12 protein-coding genes are annotated in these 16648 nt (G+C 70.6%); 2 read left to right on the top strand and 10 right to left on the bottom strand.

Annotated elements, in window-relative coordinates:
• Positions 1 to 2: 2 nt before the first annotated feature.
• Together ACIBHX_RS21710 and ACIBHX_RS21715 are read left to right on the top strand one after the other, a co-directional pair.
• On the top strand, positions 3 to 1877 hold the full coding sequence (locus ACIBHX_RS21710) for a fumarate reductase/succinate dehydrogenase flavoprotein subunit (protein ID WP_397068965.1): 1875 nt from the start codon (positions 3 to 5) through the stop codon (positions 1875 to 1877).
• On the top strand, positions 1874 to 2626 hold the full coding sequence (locus ACIBHX_RS21715) for a succinate dehydrogenase/fumarate reductase iron-sulfur subunit (protein ID WP_397068966.1): 753 nt from the start codon (positions 1874 to 1876) through the stop codon (positions 2624 to 2626). The genes ACIBHX_RS21710 and ACIBHX_RS21715 overlap by 4 nt, the downstream gene beginning before the upstream one ends.
• Before the next feature lie 351 nt (positions 2627 to 2977).
• Here ACIBHX_RS21715 and ACIBHX_RS21720 read toward each other — a convergent pair whose 3' ends face one another.
• From ACIBHX_RS21720 to ACIBHX_RS21765, 10 genes are all read right to left on the bottom strand, one after another.
• Entirely contained in the window at positions 2978 to 4054 is a 1077-nt protein-coding gene (locus tag ACIBHX_RS21720) for a hypothetical protein (protein WP_397068967.1), read from the bottom strand.
• A gap of 74 nt (positions 4055 to 4128) precedes the next feature.
• Entirely contained in the window at positions 4129 to 5208 is a 1080-nt protein-coding gene (locus ACIBHX_RS21725) for a hypothetical protein (protein ID WP_397068968.1), read from the bottom strand.
• Between the two features lie 104 nt (positions 5209 to 5312).
• The gene (locus tag ACIBHX_RS21730) at positions 5313 to 5705 is read right to left on the bottom strand and encodes a (deoxy)nucleoside triphosphate pyrophosphohydrolase (RefSeq protein ID WP_397068969.1); all 393 of its coding nucleotides are present in this window, start codon (positions 5703 to 5705) and stop codon (positions 5313 to 5315) included.
• A complete protein-coding gene (locus tag ACIBHX_RS21735) occupies positions 5702 to 6790 on the bottom strand; it encodes an NlpC/P60 family protein (RefSeq protein ID WP_397068970.1) in 1089 nt (362 codons plus the stop codon). The genes ACIBHX_RS21730 and ACIBHX_RS21735 overlap by 4 nt, the downstream gene beginning before the upstream one ends.
• On the bottom strand, positions 6787 to 7398 hold the full coding sequence (locus tag ACIBHX_RS21740; RefSeq protein WP_397068971.1) for a hypothetical protein: 612 nt from the start codon (positions 7396 to 7398) through the stop codon (positions 6787 to 6789). The genes ACIBHX_RS21735 and ACIBHX_RS21740 overlap by 4 nt, the downstream gene beginning before the upstream one ends.
• A gap of 2 nt (positions 7399 to 7400) precedes the next feature.
• Positions 7401 to 9728 (bottom strand): type IV secretion system protein, encoded by a 2328-nt coding sequence (locus ACIBHX_RS21745; RefSeq protein WP_397068972.1) that lies wholly within the window; start codon positions 9726 to 9728, stop codon positions 7401 to 7403.
• Positions 9725 to 12202, bottom strand: a complete 2478-nt coding sequence (locus tag ACIBHX_RS21750) for an ATP-binding protein (protein ID WP_397068973.1) — start codon at positions 12200 to 12202, stop codon at positions 9725 to 9727. The genes ACIBHX_RS21745 and ACIBHX_RS21750 overlap by 4 nt, the downstream gene beginning before the upstream one ends.
• Before the next feature lie 3 nt (positions 12203 to 12205).
• The gene (locus ACIBHX_RS21755) at positions 12206 to 14851 is read right to left on the bottom strand and encodes a TcpE family conjugal transfer membrane protein (RefSeq protein WP_397068974.1); all 2646 of its coding nucleotides are present in this window, start codon (positions 14849 to 14851) and stop codon (positions 12206 to 12208) included.
• A gap of 56 nt (positions 14852 to 14907) precedes the next feature.
• Positions 14908 to 15153: a hypothetical protein gene (locus ACIBHX_RS21760; RefSeq protein ID WP_397069240.1), complete on the bottom strand. Its 246-nt coding sequence runs from the start codon at positions 15151 to 15153 to the stop codon at positions 14908 to 14910.
• A gap of 81 nt (positions 15154 to 15234) precedes the next feature.
• Entirely contained in the window at positions 15235 to 16008 is a 774-nt protein-coding gene (locus tag ACIBHX_RS21765) for a conjugal transfer protein (RefSeq protein WP_397068975.1), read from the bottom strand.
• Between the last annotated feature and the right edge of the window lie 640 nt (positions 16009 to 16648).

Here is a 16648-nt window from a genome sequence, read left to right on the forward strand (position 1 = left end):
CAGTGGACATCGAGCGTCACGAATACGACGTCGTCGTCATCGGCGCGGGCGGGGCAGGGCTTCGGGCCGCGATCGAGGCACGCCAGCAGGGCAAGCGGACGGCCATCGTCTGCAAATCCCTGTTCGGCAAGGCGCACACGGTCATGGCGGAGGGCGGCGCGGCCGCCGCGATGGGCAACGTCAACCCCGACGACAACTGGATGGTGCACTTCCGTGACACCATGCGGGGCGGCAAGTTCCTCAACAACTGGCGGATGGCCGAGCTGCACGCCAAGGAGGCGCCGGACCGCGTCTGGGAGCTGGAGGCCTGGGGCGCGCTGTTCGACCGCACCAAGGACGGCAAGATCAGCCAGCGCAACTTCGGCGGTCACGAGTATCCGCGCCTGGCGCACGTCGGCGACCGTACCGGCCTGGAGCTGATCCGCACCCTGCAGCAGCGGGTCGTCGCGCTGCAGCAGGAGGACTACGAGACGCACGGCGACTACGAGGCCTACATCAAGGTCTACGCGGAGTGTACGGTCACCCGCCTGCTCAAGGAGGGCGACCGGATCGCCGGCGCGTTCGGCTATACGCGCGAGACCGGGAACTTCTTGGTCTGGGACGCGCCCGCGGTGGTGCTGGCCACCGGCGGCATCGGCAAGTCCTACGTGGTCACCTCGAACTCCTGGGAGTACACCGGCGACGGCCACGCGCTGGCGTTGCTGGCCGGGGCCAATCTGATCAACATGGAGTTCATCCAGTTCCACCCCACGGGGATGGTCTGGCCGCCCTCGGTGCGCGGGATCCTGGTCACCGAGTCGGTCCGCGGCGACGGCGGCGTGCTGCGCAACTCGCTGGGCGAGCGCTTCATGTTCAACTACATCCCGGACGTCTTCAAGGACAAGTACGCCACCACCGAGGAAGAGGGCGACCGCTGGTACACCGACCAGGCCAACAACCGGCGCCCGCCGGAGCTGCTGCCCCGTGACGAGGTGGCCCGCGCGATCAACTCCGAGGTGAAGGCCGGGCGCGGATCGCCCCAGGGCGGCGTGTTCCTGGACGTCTCCAGCCGGCTGCCCGCCGAGGAGATCAAGAAGCGGCTCCCGTCGATGCACCACCAGTTCAAGGAGCTGGCCGACGTCGACATCACCGCCGAGCCCATGCAGGTGGGCCCGACCTGCCACTACATCATGGGCGGCGTGGAGGTCGACGCCGACACCGGCGCGGCGGCCGTACCCGGACTGTTCGCGGCCGGCGAGGTGTCGGGCGGCATGCACGGCTCCAACCGGCTGGGCGGCAACTCCCTGTCTGACCTGCTGGTCTTCGGCCGGCGCGCCGGGCTCGGCGCCTCCGAGTACGTCGACGGGCTGGACAGGCGTCCGTCGGCTTCCACGGAAGACGTCGACGCCGCCCACGCCGAGGCCCTGGCCCCGCTGGAGCGGACCGGCGAGAATCCGTACGAGGTGCACCACGAGCTGCAGCGCTCGATGAACGACCTGGTCGGCATCATCCGCAAGGCCTCGGAGGTCTCCGAGGCCATGGAGGTCATCGAGAAGCTCAAGGAGCGCGTCCAGCTCGTCGGCGCGGCCGGCTCGCGGATCTACAACCCGGGCTGGCACCTGGCGATCGACCTGCGCAACATGCTGCTGGTGTCGGAGTGCGTGGCGCGTGCCGCGCTGCTGCGCGAGGAGAGCCGCGGCGGGCACACCCGCGACGACTTCCCGGGTATGAACCCTGAGTGGCGGCGCAAGCTGCTGGTCTGCTCCACCGAGGACGGCTCGTCGGTGACGGTCGAGGAGAAGCTGCAACCGTCCATGCGCCAGGACCTGTTCGACCTGTTCGACCTGGCCGAGTTGAAGAAGTACCTCACCGACGAGGAGCTGGGGAACGAGAAATGAGCTACAAGGCGAAGTTCAAGGTCTGGCGCGGTGAGGGCGGCGAGGGCAAGCTCGAGGACTTCACCGTCGAGGTGAACGAGGGCGAGGTCGTCCTCGACATCATCCACCGCCTGCAGGCCACCCAGGCCCCCGACCTGGCGGTCCGCTGGAACTGCAAGGCCGGCAAGTGCGGCTCGTGCTCGATGGAGATCAACGGCAAGCCGCGCCTGGGCTGCATGACCCGGATGTCGACCTTCACCGAGGAGGAGACGATCACGGTCACGCCGATGCGGACGTTCCCCGTCATCAAGGACCTGGTCACCGACGTCTCCTTCAACTACCAGAAGGCGCGCGAGGTCCCCTCCTTCACCCCGCCGGAGGACGTCCGTCCCGACGACTACCGCATGCAGCAGATCGACGTCGAGCGGTCCCAGGAGTTCCGCAAGTGCATCGAGTGCTTCATGTGCAACAACGTCTGCCACGTCATCCGCGACCACGAGGAGAACAAGCCCGCCTTCTCCGGGCCGCGTTTCCTCATGCGGATCGCCGAGCTGGACATGCACCCGTATGACGTGGCCGACCGCCAGGAGTCCGCGCAGCAGGAGCACGGCCTCGGATACTGCAACATCACCAAGTGCTGCACCGAGGTCTGCCCCGAGCACATCAAGATCACCGACAACGCGCTCATCCCGATGAAGGAGCGCGTGGCCGACCGCAGGTACGACCCGTTGGTGTGGCTGGGCAACAAGATCTTCCGCCGCCCCAAGTAGCCACCCCTCCAGCGCCTCCTCTCCCCGGAGAGGGGGCGCTTCTTTCATGCCCGTACGGCAGGCCTACACGCCCCTGAGCGCCCGCCCAACGCCCCCAGGCACCCTCTACGGCCCCGATAGGCGCCGCGACGGCGGGACGGGGTACGGCGGAGCCCGGCGCCCTCTTACGGCGGCGAGCCGGGACCTGGGCGCCACGACCACCGGGCGCCGTGACGGCGGGCAAGTGGCACCGACTCGCCGGAAGCGCCGGTCGCGGGCCCTCAGCGCACGACGGCGGGCGGCCGGCGGGGCGGCCTGCCGTACAGGAAGCCAGGCCTGCCGTAAAGAAAGCTAGGCCCGCCGTGCAGGGAGCTAGGAGAGGTCCTGCGGACGCGGGTGGACGATCGTGGAGTCATCGCTTTGCCAGGGCTCGGAGTCGCCGGATTCGGCGGAAGCGGCGGAGCCGAAGGGGCGGTCGTCCTGGGGCGCCTGGTCGGCGGGGATCAGCGGCTCGAACGGCGCGCGGTACTCCGACTGGGCGGCCGGCTCCGTCGGGGGCTGGTGGTTGTAGGAGTCGAACTCGTCCGGGTGCAGCACCACGGGCGGCTCCGTGGGCGCCGGCGGATAGGGCTCCGGGTAGGTCGGATACTGCGGCGGCGTCGCCGGATAGGTCTGCACCGGGACGAAGCTGATGATCGGCGCGTAGGCCGTGCCGCCCGGGTAGCCGGGCGCAGGGAAGCTCGCGGTCGTGTAGCCGGGCCCGGCCGGGTAGCCGTGCGGCTCGGGGCCGGGGAGGGGGCCCGCCTTGCGGACGGCGGCCGCGTGGGCCATCCGCCGCAGCCTGCCCTCGAAGATGAGCACCGCGAACAGCGCGAGCAGGACCAGCACGAGCGCCGGGATGCTGAGCTTCTGCGCCAGCGTCCGCTGGTCGAACTCCGGCGTCGCCGCGTGCAGTTCGAGCTGCACCGAGTCGCCGGCCGGGGTGCTGTCGGCGGGGGTGGCGGGCGGGCTGGCGGTGAGGCTGTCCTCGGGCGCCACGGTGGGCAGCTGCACGCTCTGCTCGGGCGTCGTCGGCGGCGCGGTGGTGGCGGGGGGCACCTGGACGTTCTGCGACGGGATCGGCTGCAGGGGCGGCGGCGTCGTGGTCTTGGTGGTGGCGAGCGCCGGGTTCGAGGACTTCTTCGGCGTCGGGGTCTTCGTCTTGGAAGTCGGCGTGATCGTCTTGGTGATCGTCGTCTCTGGGTCCGGCTCCTGGGTGATGGTCGTGGTGACCGTCACCTCGGGCGTCTCGCACACCTGGTCGGCGTCGCAGGGTGGGACGCTCGGGTCGCGGGCGACCACGGCGGAGCTGGCGCTGGCGCTCTGCGCGATGAACGGGGCCGAGACCGCACCCGTTAACCCGACGGCGAGGACAAGCGCGGACATGGCCGTCGCTCGCGTGCGTGCCACCGGAGCCCTCCGCGCTTTCCCGAAAGCAAGGTCAAGGGAATAATAGTCGGGTCAAAGTAACAGTAAAGTCGGAATCACCATACGTTTCGGCGGATCCGCGATCGCTGTGCCCTGACCACCAGCCACAGGGCCGCGAGCAGGACGCCGATACCGCCCGCGGCAACCGGGAATCCGTTGGCGGTCGTCATCACGTTGAACTGCTGGGCAGCGAACTCGGGCCGGTCGGCGGCCACCACGGAAATCTGCATCGGCAGCGGCGCGCCCTCCTCCTGCGGCGGCTGCCCGCCCGAGTCGATCTGGGGCAGCTCGAGCGTTTTCATGGCGCCCCCGATTCCCGGGATCTGGGCGTCCGCAGGTCCTGACCGCGCGTCACGGGGGGCAGGCGCGGGTGCGCCGGCATGTCCGCGGCTGCTCTGAGGCGGGCGCGCGTGGTGGGATCCGAGTCCGCTCAGCGGGGCGGGTGCGGTGATGGGGGTGCGGGGTCCGGCCGGGACTGCGTGGTGCGAGGTGGCGAGCGTGTGGGTGGTGTGCTCGCGCGCCTGGTGCTCGTGTGCATGCGGGACGGCTCCGCGGGGGTGGGCGGAGGTCACGGGGTCGCGGGGGCTCGCCGTATCGGTGGAGGCCTGCGGGTCGACGAGGGTGGCGGTGCCGGTGATCGTGTACGGCGAGAGCACCGCGGGAGCCTCGACCACGCGGGTCACCACGGGCATCGTGGCGCTCCTGCGCAGCGTGGCGACCCCGGAATCGCCGCGGACCTCGGCGGTGACCGCCAGCTCGACCTCCGTCGCCCCCTGCGGCACGGTCAGGTCCACATCCACGGTCCGCTCCCCCGACAGATCGCCGATCCGGCACACCCGGGCCCGGTCCGCGGCCTGGTCCGCGGCCTGGTCCGCGGAAGGCGCGACGGGAGGGGCGGCGACCTGGCTCGTGGCGGGTGTGGTGTCGGCCGGGCAGCTGACCGTGGTCAGCGCCTGCTCCGGCTGGGCCGCCATGGACAGGCTGGCGTCGTGGCCCAGGCCCGCCAGCCGTACCTGGAACCGCAGCACGTCCCCCGTGCGGGCCCACTGGCCCAGGTCGTCAGGATTGCCGAGCCGGTCGAAGAACAGGGACACGTCGTCATCCGCGATCGCGGGCGCGGCAGGCGCCCCCGTCAAGATCAAGGCTCCGACAGCGACCGCAAGCCAGCCGTCTCTGAACATGCCGCTTCCCCCCGAATGCGGACACACTTAGTAGTGTTTATGTCACTCTTCGAGGTCGCCTAATCCTCAGAAAGCAGTTTCTCCACCGCGGCCATCACCGGAAGGTCCCCTGCCAGCCAGTCCACCGCGTAGTACTCCCCCGGCCCCAGCCAGCGCACCGCCAGGTGTTCCTTGGCCTGCGGCTCCCCCGACACGACCCGGGCCAGCCAGACCCGCATCACGTATCCGGCGGCCAGCGGCCACTCGCCGCCCACCCGCTCGCCCACCGCGATCTCCACCCCGAGCTCCTCGCGGCACTCGCGCACCAGCGCCTCGACGTCGCTCTCGCCCGGGTCCACCTTCCCGCCGGGGAACTCCCAGCCGCCGGCCAGCGCGGGCGGGTCGCCCCGCTGCGCTGCCAGGATGCGCCCGCCGGGGGCGACGATCACTGCGGCCACCACGGTCTGCGTCATAGGGAAGCATTCTGCAGCCTCTTGAGCTGCTCCAGGACGTCGGGGTTGGACAGCGGGCGGGTGTAGCCGACGATGTTGTCGCGCTCCTGGTACGTGGTGACCTTGATCGGCCCGCACAGCGTGCAGCGCGCCTCGATCATCTTCCCCTTCGACACGATCATCCCGACGTGCCCGGGACTGCTCGGGCCCGTGCCGGGTCCCGCGTTGAAGAAGACCAGGTCCCCGGGCTGCTCGCTGCCCGCCTCGATCTTCACGCCGAACGGCCACTGGCCGAACGTGGTGCGCGGGATCGACAGCCCGGCCGCGCGGTAGGCCGCGTAGATGATCCCTGAGCAGTCGAACGCGTCGGGCCCGGTGCCTCCCCACAGGTACGGCTTGCCGCGCTGGGCCAGCGCGAAGGCCAGGATCTTGGCCACCACGACGCTCGGCGCGGCCTGGACCAGCGGGTCGTCGCAGGAGGAGTCGGCCTGCGGCGGCACCTGGACGTCGCCGTTCTTGGCGTACTTGCGGGCGATCTCGATCACCTGGTCGACGTACCACCAGGCCCGGTTGTAGATGAACAGGGCCCGCCGTACGTTCTCGGGCGCGCCGTTGCGCTTGAGCATCTTGGCGGCGCCCAGGATGGCGTCCGCCGGGTTGTAGACGTCGCCGATCCCGTCGCCGTCACCGTCGGAGGCATAGCCGCTGAACGTGGAGTCCATCTTGATCTGCGCCTTGCCGCCCCAGGTGCTGATCAGGAACTGCATGGGCCCGGCCGCGCCCGCCTCGTTGGTGCCGCTCTGCACGCCCGGCATCGTGGAGCGGCCGTGGTCGGTCTCCCGCTTGCCGACGCCGGCCAGGATGTTCCACTGCACGCCGATCTGCTTGCCGAACTTCTTGTACAGCTCCAGGTACTTGGGCGGGATGTCCGACCCTGCGCTGTCCGACACGTCCTGGACCGGCGTGCCGTTGCAGTCGGTGGAGCTCCCGCCGCCCAGGATCGAGGGCACGGCCGTCATCAGCATCGGGGAGACGATGATCAATGCCAGGAACAGCGCCCCGGCGATGCCGATCACCAGGGCCGTGCGCGGCTGGGAGACCTTCACCCCTGGGTGTCCCCGTCCTGCCCGTCGTCGGCGGGCTGGATGTCGAAGATCCGCCAGTCGTTGCCTGCCTCGGAGACCGTGACCGCGTAGTCGTCGGCCTGCTGCTTGGTGCCACTCTTGCCGGTCAGTTGCTGCGTGCCGGTGACGACGAACACCACGGAGGTCCTGCTGACCTGCCGGATCTGCTTCATCTTGGCCGTCGAGGTGGCCACCACCTGGTCGGCCGTGTCCACCGAGGTACGCGTCTTGGCCAGCACGTTGCCCAGCTCGGGCGTGGTGAAGACCTTGATCCGCGCCAGGTAGGCGGCCGGGTCCTCGTCGTAGCGGAACGTTCCGTAGCTGGCGGTGAACCGCTCGGCCAGGTCGGCGGCCGCCGCCAGCTCCTGCTTGGACATGGGCAGGTAGGAGTAGATGTCGAAGGGCGCGCCGCTGGCGGTGGCCAGCGGCTTGCTGGGCGCCACCGAGGAACTGGTGGTAGGGCCGGCCACCGGCTGCTCCGTCGACGGATCGTCCGAGGTCGGCCACATCGTCAGGTAGATCCCGACGGCGGCCACGACCACCACGATCGCGGCGAAGGCCACCCCTCGCTTGTCACCTGCCTGGGCCATGATCAGTCCTTGTCGGGATTGCTCGCCTTGAGCCAGAACGGCACGGCGGGGTCGTCACCGCCCCCGCCATTGCTCTCACGCGAGGGCAGCCATAGCGGCGGCGGCTCCGAGGAACGCGGCGACGGCACATCCCTGCTCCCGCCGCCACCGAAGAGCCCGCCTCCGGACCGCGACCCACCCGAGCTCCCGGATCGCGACCCACCGGACCCACCAGACCTGCCCGAGCCACCCGAGCCACCCGAGCCGCCTGAGCCGCCTGAGCCGCCGAACAGCCCGCCGGATCCCGAGCCGGACCCACGACCGCCCGAACCCCCGGACCGACGCCCGGACGACCCGCCCGAGCCACCGGACCCGCCCGAGCCGGACCCGCCGAAGAGCCCTCCGGACCCGCCGGACCGCGTCCCGCCACGGGATCCCGAGCCCGCCGACCGCGTGCCGGACCCGCCGCGGGGCGCCCAGCCGCCGCCCGAGCGGCCGCCGAACCAGCCGCTCCTGACCGTGCCGCCACCGGACCCGCCGGACACGGAACCCGACCCCGCACCGGCGCTCGAACCGGCCGCCCCGCCGGACGTGCCCGAGGCCGTCCGGGTGCCGCCGAGGTTGAGCGGTGGCGCGGCGCCCGTCCGGGGCGCGGCGGTGGCCCTGGTGCCCGACTTGCCGTCGGGATTCAACGGCGCCGCCGTGGCGGGAACCCGCGTGCCTGCGGCAGTCCCCTGTTCGCCTTCCTCGCCCCGCATCCTTCCCTGCGCGACCGCCGACGCGGCCGCCGCGGCGCCTGCCGTACCACCGGTGGCAGCGGCGGCGATCAGCGGTTCGGCCTTGCGCATGCCCCAGCGGCCGATCCTGGCCGCCGCCACCGGCGGCAGCGACACGGCCGAGCGCTCAAGCACCGGCGAAGAGGCCGCATCGCCCAGCATCCTGGTGGTCAGCGTGTGCCCGTTCATCGAGGCGAACAGGTGCTGGAACGGCCGGCGATAGAAGAACACCGCGATCGTCAGCAACGCCATGAACAGGATCTGCAGCCCCCACGGCATGGCCGTGGAGATGATCAGCGCGTAGCCGTAGACCAGCACGCTCAGGACCAGCGCCAGCACGGCCTGCCGCAGCAGCGTGCCGACCAGCATCTCCACCCAGCGCATGGCGATGATCCGCCCCGAGCCCGGATGCACACCGATCAACAGGAACACAGGACCCAGGATCAGCAGCAGCAGGAAGCCCACCTTGAGCACCAGCAGCGACACCGCGACCAGGAAGATGAGCACCCCGGCCACGCACGCGGCGATCAGCGCCCCGATGGCCACGCCCAGCCGGCTGGTCCAGTCCTTGCCCTGGAAGATGGCGAAGCGCGGGTCGTTCTTCAGCTTCTCGGCCAGCGCCGCGTACTTGGCCTGCGCGGCGGCCGGGTCGGGCGCGCCGCCCTTGGCCACCTCGGAGGCGGGGATCGACTGGTACTCCAGCATGGTGCGGCCGAAGTCGCGCACCACCGGCTGGTTCGGGTCGGCGGTGCCGAACTCGCCCATCAGCCACGGCTTGCATACCAGCGTGGACCAGAGGGCGTCGGAGTTCTGCGCCACGGTGGGCGTGCCGACCTGAGCGTAGCCGCCGGCCTTGACCTGCGGGCTGGTCTGGCCGGGCGGCGGCAGGCAGGAGGCGCCGCCCGCGCCCGGCAGGCCGGAGAAGGCGGAGTTGACCACCTCGCCGGTCTTGTCCGTGACGAGCTTGCCCAGCCCGGTGAAGTCCTGCGGGCGGCTGAAGAACCACGTCGCCACCGTGACCGCGAGCACCATCCAGATGACGCCCTCGGCCGTGGTCGTGGCCCGTTTGCGCAGCAGGCCGTACCAGGCCAGCCAGATGGCGCCAAGGATCACGATCGGCCGCAGGAACGGCCAGTACATGGCGTCCGACAGCCGCTGGACCATCGTGTCGACCACGTCCTTGATGGACTGCAGCGGCCCCTCCGTCGCCGCGGCCTGGTACGTGGTGATCGTGAGCCGGTCGATCGCCTTGGCCCACAGGAAGATCGTGTTGGCCCAGGAGTTGCCCAGCACCGCCCCGATGTCGGAGCAGCCCAGACCGTAGGTGTGCCAGAACTGGCCGGACATGCCGAACTGCTCGTAGTTCGTCGTCGGCGCCTGCGGCGCACCGGGCGTCGCCGGAGGCTGCATGAGCCCGTCGACACCGCTGCCGATGAGCTCGGGCGCCAGATCGGGTGACAGGTCACAGGGCCCAGCCGCGGCCGGTTGGATCCCGCCGATCACGATCGGGACGATCAGGATGCCTGCCAGCAATGCCAGGGCGAGCGCCAGCCGCCTGGGTAGCCGGACCTTCATGACCGCACCTCCTGCGCGCTGCCCACTCCCCCTTGATGATCATCATGCCTGCTGTCGTCAGGTTTGTCGTGCGTCGGGTTCGTGTCCAGCCAACGGAGCAGCTCCTCGGAGATCAGGTCTACTCCGATACGCCCCGCCCTGCCATCCAGATCACGGAAAATGCATTCCCCGTTGCCGAGCGAGCGCAGCACGGCCTGATGCTCTTCCGAGGCGTCCACCCCGAGCAGGGACATCACGTGACCCACCTCGACCCGCTCGGTTGAGCGGAACGCGAAAACCGACGACAGACAGTTGGTCACCTGCTCGTTCAGCAGGTCGCCCGCGTTCTGGGAGACCAGCACGAGCGCGGTGTTGCGGGAGCGGCCCATCCGGCTGACCTCGGGCACCAGCTTGGCGCCCTCGGGCGTGGAGGTGATGGCCCACGCCTCGTCCAGGAAGATCGCCTTGGGCGCGCGCCGATCGAGGCCGTTCATCAGGCGGCGGGCGAACTGCGAGACCAGGTAGAGCAGCGCCACGGACAGCCGCTGCTCGTAGGAGTAGTCGTCGCGGCCGGTCGCCACGTCGGGCAGGGTCAGCCCGCCCAGCGTGAACACGGTCGTCCAGCCCTCGGAGTCGATCTGGTCGCCGCCCGACGGGTCGAAGCAGAGCCTGGCCAGGTGCATCTCCGACATCGAGCGCAGTACCGCGCCCAGGTTCTTCGAGGCGGGGTCGTCGGCCTGCTCCAGGTGGTCGACGACCTTGCCCAGGGATGGGTCCTCTCCGTTGGAGACCGCGGCGACGGCCTGGATCATGGCCGACTCGCGTTCCTCCGACATCCTGGGCAGCAGCAGCCGCAGCGTCTCGGTGGCCATGGTCTTCTTGGCCGCGATGTCGTCGCCGAACGAGAACGGGTCCAGCAGCCCCGGCGCGGCCGAGCCGAGCGGGATGATGCGCGCCTTGCGGTCACGCTTCTGCAGCAGCTGCACCAGCGACTCGGCGTCGCCCTTCGGGTCGATGACGGCCACGGTGACCCCGCGCAACGCCATCTGATAGATCATCAGCAGGGCGAGCGTGGTCTTGCCGCCGCCCGGCTCGCCGGTGATCGCGATGGCCGTCGGCCGGTTCCTGGTCGCGGCGACCAGCGGGTCGAAGTGGACGATGCTGCGGGCCCTGCCCACGGTCTCGCCGATGTACGGCCCGCGCCACCCCTCCGTGCCGTCGCCGAGGGTGTCGCCCAGCTCCACCGTGGCCGTGGCCATGCCGCCGGCGATGGTCCGCAGCGGCTGGCGCTGGGCGTAGGCGTTGACCCGCACCTTCTCGCCCGGCAGCGCCTCGCAGAACAGCGAGAACTGGTCACCGGTGGAGTTGACCACGTCGATGCCCATGTCACGGTAGTGCTCCACGACCGCCTCGACACGCTGGACGCAGATCTCCTCGGTCGGCGCGGCCACGATCAGCCTGTGCCAGCCGTACACGAAGGGCAGGCGTTCCTTGGTGATGCCGTGCTCCAGCATGCGGGCGGCGTCGATCTGCTCGGCCAGCGCGATCGGGGCCTCCGCCCCCGCCTCGCGGATGTGGATGTCCATGTCGCGGGCGTGCGCGAGCTTGCGCGCGACGTCCTTGGAGGCCTTGACCGGCGGGATGAGGCGCATCCTGCTGGAGATCTCGACGGGGAAGGGCAGCTGGTCGGCGAAGTGCATCCACGGCTCGCCGTCGGGGAACGGCATCAGGTCGGGGAAGCGCGCGAACGACAGGTGCGCCACGTAGGAGTCGCCCTGCGGCTGCACGATGCGCAGCAGCGACCTGCCGTTCTGGATCTCGCCCTCGACCAGCGACTCGATCTCGCCCTTGCCCCAGCGGCGGCGCGGGCTCGCGCTGGGCGGCGGGTCGCCGAGCGCGCCGTTGGCGGAGTGCTGGAACAGCCACGCCACCTCGACCGAGGTGGCGTGACGAGCGTAGAGGGCGCTGGAGGCGAGGGCACGGCCCAGCCGTTCCGCCTGTTCGGTCCAGCGCGTGATCTCGCCGTCGGGGACGTGGTCGTCGTCGATGCCGAGCGCCTTCTCGGTGCGCTGGTAGAAGCCGAACAGCTGCGACAGGACTCCCGCACCGAGCTGCTTGCCGCGGGGGCCGAGCCGTACGCCCAGGTAGACCTCCTTGGACCAGAAGTCCTTGGCCCAGACGTGGCGGTACATCTCCTCCAGGTAGTCGCGCCAGCCGGGGCCCTCGTCTGAGGTGGCGTTCAGCGCCATCGCCCATTCGGCGGCCGGGTAGGTGCGGTGCGCGATCCGCAGGTGGACCTCCGCGTCGGGCATGCGGATGGCCGCCAGCGCGATCGTGATGTTGGTGGCCAGCGCCTCGCGTTCCTCGGGAGTGACGAACTCGTAGCTGACCGTCGGCAGGCGGAAGTACGCCCACGCCGAAGTGTCGGTGAGCAGGATCCGATCGTCGAAATAGCGGACCGCCAGCCGCTGGTGCGTGCGGGACGCCCTGCTCATGCCTTACCGCTCACCGATTCGGGTCCCCGGGGGATCACTGGCCAACTCCTCTTCGCTCGCTCGGGAAGACCTACCTGCCGTCTGTGCTGCGAATCCCGCGACCACCACGCCGGCGAGGGCGAGATAGGCCCGCCGCCCGGCCGCGCGCAACTGCCCTGGCTCGACCACGTCCGCGCCGCCCGGCGCCAGGTCGTCCTCCCAGGGCACCCGGACGATGGCCCTGCATCTGCCGCTGGCCACCGACTCTGCCTGCTCGACGTCCGACATGCTGCGCCTGCTGACGCCGTTGACCACCATGACCGCGCGCCTGCGCAGGTCGGCACAGCCGTGGCCGTCGAGCCACTCGTACGTCATGGCGACCGCCTCGGCCGCCTCCTCGCTGGCCGGCACGACCAGGACCAGCTGGTCGGCGTACGGCAGGACCCTGGCGGCCAGCGCGGGCGCCGGGTCGACCACGGCCAGCTTGTAGTAGCGGTCGATCAGGTGGACCGCCTGGCCGAGGCGGTCGTCGGAGAACAGGCTCCGGTCCGCCAGCCGGTGCTCGGCCTCGGCGTCGGAGTCCGAGCCGATCACCTCGAGCCCCGAGGGCGTCCTGGTGGTGTAGCCGCGCATCGTCAGATAGCCGCTGACCTGGTCGAGCCCGGACAGCAGTGAGGTGAGCGTCTCCGGGGACTCGGGCTTGACCCGGTCGGACAGCGTGTGCGCGCCTGCGCTGGCGTCGACGGCCAGCACCCGGTCGTCGCGGTAGCGGGCCAGCGTGTGGCCCAGCATCAGCGTGGTCGTGCTCTGGCCTGCGCCGCCGGTGCAGCCGAGCACCACGATCCTGCGGCTGCCGCTGAAGACGGCCCTGGCGCGGGCCTCGTCGATCTCCGAACCGTCGCTGCGCACGCCGCTGCTGCCGACCACGACCTGCGCGATGCGCCGCCAGCCGCCGGAGTCGCGCCCGACCACGGACTCGACCCGCCGCACGCGTGCCTCGCGCTCGCCGCCGGGGCGTGGGCCGGGTACCTGGCCCGTGCCGCCCTCCAGGACCAGCGGGGGTGCCTCCGCCGCCCGCTGTCCTGGCCGCCGCGGGGTTGCCACGCCATAGTCAGCCCGCGTCTCGGCGCCCGTCTCGGCCCGAGAGTCGGCCCGCGTCTCGGCGCCTGTCTCGGCCCGGGAGTCGGCCCTCGTCTGCGCGCCCTCTCGCGTCCCGGAGCGTCCGCCCTTGCTTTCCGCCTCGGCGCGCGCGGGTCGGCCCTGCGTGCTGTCACCCTGCGTGCCGTCGCCTTGCGTCTGTCCGCCGCGCACCCCTTCGTTGGCGGTTCCGCCGGCGACCGGGGAGGCCTCGAGGGGATACGCCGCCTGGTCCTCTTGGGTGGTCCTGCTCGTGCGGGCAGGCTCGTCGCGGGCGGCCGGGCGGGAGATGGGCTTGTCGTCGGGGCGCATGACCGGCCACACCGGGCGGGCGTCCGGGGTGGGACTCTGGCGGGGCGGCTGGCCCTTGCGGTGCTGCAGGCGCGCGGCCTCGTCCTCGCGCGACGGCGTCTCGGCCTCGGCCGCCGGCGCGTCGGCACTGGCCGCCAGCCGCCGCAACCGCCGCAGCGCCTCGGTGTCGATCGGCTTCCCGGCCCGCTCGCTCTTCCGGCCCCTCTCAGACGCCTTCCCCTCGACACCCTCCGGTACGGCAGGCATCTCCTGTACGGCGGGCCGCTCCCCGCCCCGCCGCGCCGCGGGCACCGAGACGGTCCCCGACTCAACCTGAGAATCGGGTCCCGACTCAACCTGGGAGGCAGGTCCTGACTCGCTCTGGGAAGCGGTGACCGACTCGGTCTGGGAGACGGGTCCCGACTCGCTCTGGGACGTGGAGACCGACTCGACCTGGGAGGCAGGTCCCGACTCGCTCAGGGGCGTGGAGACCGACTCGGTCCGAGAGACGGGTCCCGACTCGGGCGGGGAAGCGGTGACCGTCTCAGGCTGGGAGGCGCGTCCCGACTCGGGCGGCGAAGCGGTGGCCGGGCCGGTCTGGGCGACGGGTTCCGGCTTGCTCTGAGAAGCGGTGCTCGGAAGGGCCGGCCGTACCGGAGAGTCTGTGGCGTGGGCCTTGGAGGTGCCGAGGGCGGGGGCGGTGCCTCGGCGGGGAGCGCCCCAGATGGTGGGCTCGGCGAGGGGCGCCTGGCCGGCGGCGGCTGCGGCGGCCGCGACCGCGGGACGGACCTCGCGCACCGTCGGGACGGCGACCTGCTCGCGCTGGGAGTGGCGGGCCTTGCGCGGCTGCTTGGCCTTGACGCGCACCTTGGCGGGCGTGGCACGCCAGACCCGGCCGGAGAAGGTGATCGACTCGGGCTCGGAGCGGGGGGCCAGCCGGTACCAGGCGCGCGGCTCGCCGAGGTAGCGCAGCTGCGACTCCAGCAGCTCCGTCAGGCGCTTGCCCTCGATGACCGGGCGGGTGGACAGCCACGTGACGATGCCAGGCGGCACCAGGAACAGCACGTGCCAGGGCATCGCCACGGGCACGTGCAGCAGCAGGAGCAGGAGCGACCACGGGACGAAGACCCCCACGAACACACCGATCCAGACGATCGGAAGCGGCATCGGCAGCCGTAGGTCGTACAGCTTGTAGAGCCGCTTCTCGATTCGCCAGATATTGGTATACGTGGGCAGGTCCACGCGGTCCTCCTCTCCACCCGCTCGTTCAATGACCGCCGGGGAGCGGTCTCAACCCTTTACTTGATGCCCAGAGCGCCGGCGATCGCCTTCGCCGTCACCTCGATGATGTTGGGAACGTAGAAGATCACGCCGATCGCCACAGCAAGAATGAGGAATTGCACGAATCTCGTGATCTCGCGGGTGAAGAGGAAGAAGAGCGCGACCACGGAGACCACGACGAGGAACAGGGGCGCGAAGAAGGCGCGCAGGAAGTTGGCGAGCCCCTCGGTGTTGACGCCTGTCGGGACGGGCGACGGCGACATCTCGATCAGGTTGAGCACTAGGGTTTTCAAGATCACTTCGGGTCCTCCCGGGGGGTACCGATCAGCAGCGCGGGCGTGACTCTAGCCAACGGCGCGTCCAGCGCCGCGGATGTCGTCGACGTACCATTTGTCGCCCTGCTTCTCGACGGTGAGGCGGTAGGCCTGCTCGAGGTGGCCGCCGGCCGCGCTCTGGTCGGAGGCGTTCGGGTCGGCGGATGGCGCCGCGCCCGTCGGCACGGCCCAGACCACGACCACCTGGATCTCTCTTGTGGCACCCCCCACAGGCACCACGACGCTCTTGAGCTGCCCGAAGGCGAGGGCCCCGCCGAAGTTCGTCGGCAGGCTCCTGCCCGGGGCCATGTAACGCTGCAGCCGCACCGAGTCACCCTCGGCGTAGGCCTTGAAGAAGTCCTCCAGCTGAGGCTTGATCTCGGCGGCCGCCGCGTCGTCACCCTCCGGCTGGGCGACCTGAGGGAGATCGGCCGCCGCCGGAGCGGGCAGGAGGGCGGGACGGCCCGAGACGACGAGGCGCCTGCCCGCGTCCTTGCCCGAGTAGTAGATGGGCACCGACAGCAGCATGCGCCGGTTGCCGGTCTGGAACGCCACCGAGACGACGGCGTTCTTGGAGTCGATGATCTCGATGTCGTAGGGCTGGATGGCCGAGGCGCCCATCTTGCCGTAACCGTCCCAGCCGAACTGCTGGTCGGCGCCGTCGGGAAGGAACGCGGCCAGCTTTCCAGCTCTGCTGGCGGCATTGGCGGCGTCGAATCCCAGGTAAACACCGGCGAACTGGGCGGCGAACGCCATCCCACTCGCGCTGGGGAATCCCTCGCCCGCCTTCTCCCCGCCATTCACACTCGGGGCGCTACCCTGCGTAAACCGCTCAAATGGTGCACGGACCCCATTTACCACGATAACCAGAATAAGCGCCCAAAGAATGACACGGCCGGTCCACACCAGCCAGCGTCCGCCACTGCCCGACCAGCCCCCTCGGCGGGGCCTGCGCGGCGGCGCGTCGTCGAAGTCGGCCGGATAGAGGGGTGCCGAAAGCTCTGGGTCGCCAGCGATCCGAGGACCGTGCTGGACGGTTGACCTACGAGCCATCACGCCTCCGCTCGCGCCGATCCCCCCGGCTGGCGCGGTGTCGTCCGTTGTCGATCCCCATCATCCGGTGAAGCAGTCACCCTATCCGGTCTCGTCATTGTTCCAGGAAAGCCACGCCCATGCTGCAGGCATCGCCGCTCCGGGGCAAACCGAGTCCGCATGACGGACCGGAGTACCGCTTCCTGCCACCTTCCAGTGGAATAACCATTTGACCAGCGCAAATACTGACGAACGGATAACCTGGCGGCCAGGGATTGGTGTCCAAATGGCGCAGGGACTGTCCCGACCTCCCGCATTTGATATAAGCCCCACCCCCCACCCCACCCGCAGCCCCCTCCACCACCTGCGGTTTCTCCGCGCCACGCCCGCGTGCCACCCGGCACCGACCGGC

The organism is Nonomuraea sp. NPDC050536 (genome assembly GCF_044457685.1).
Lineage (GTDB): Bacteria > Actinomycetota > Actinomycetes > Streptosporangiales > Streptosporangiaceae > Nonomuraea.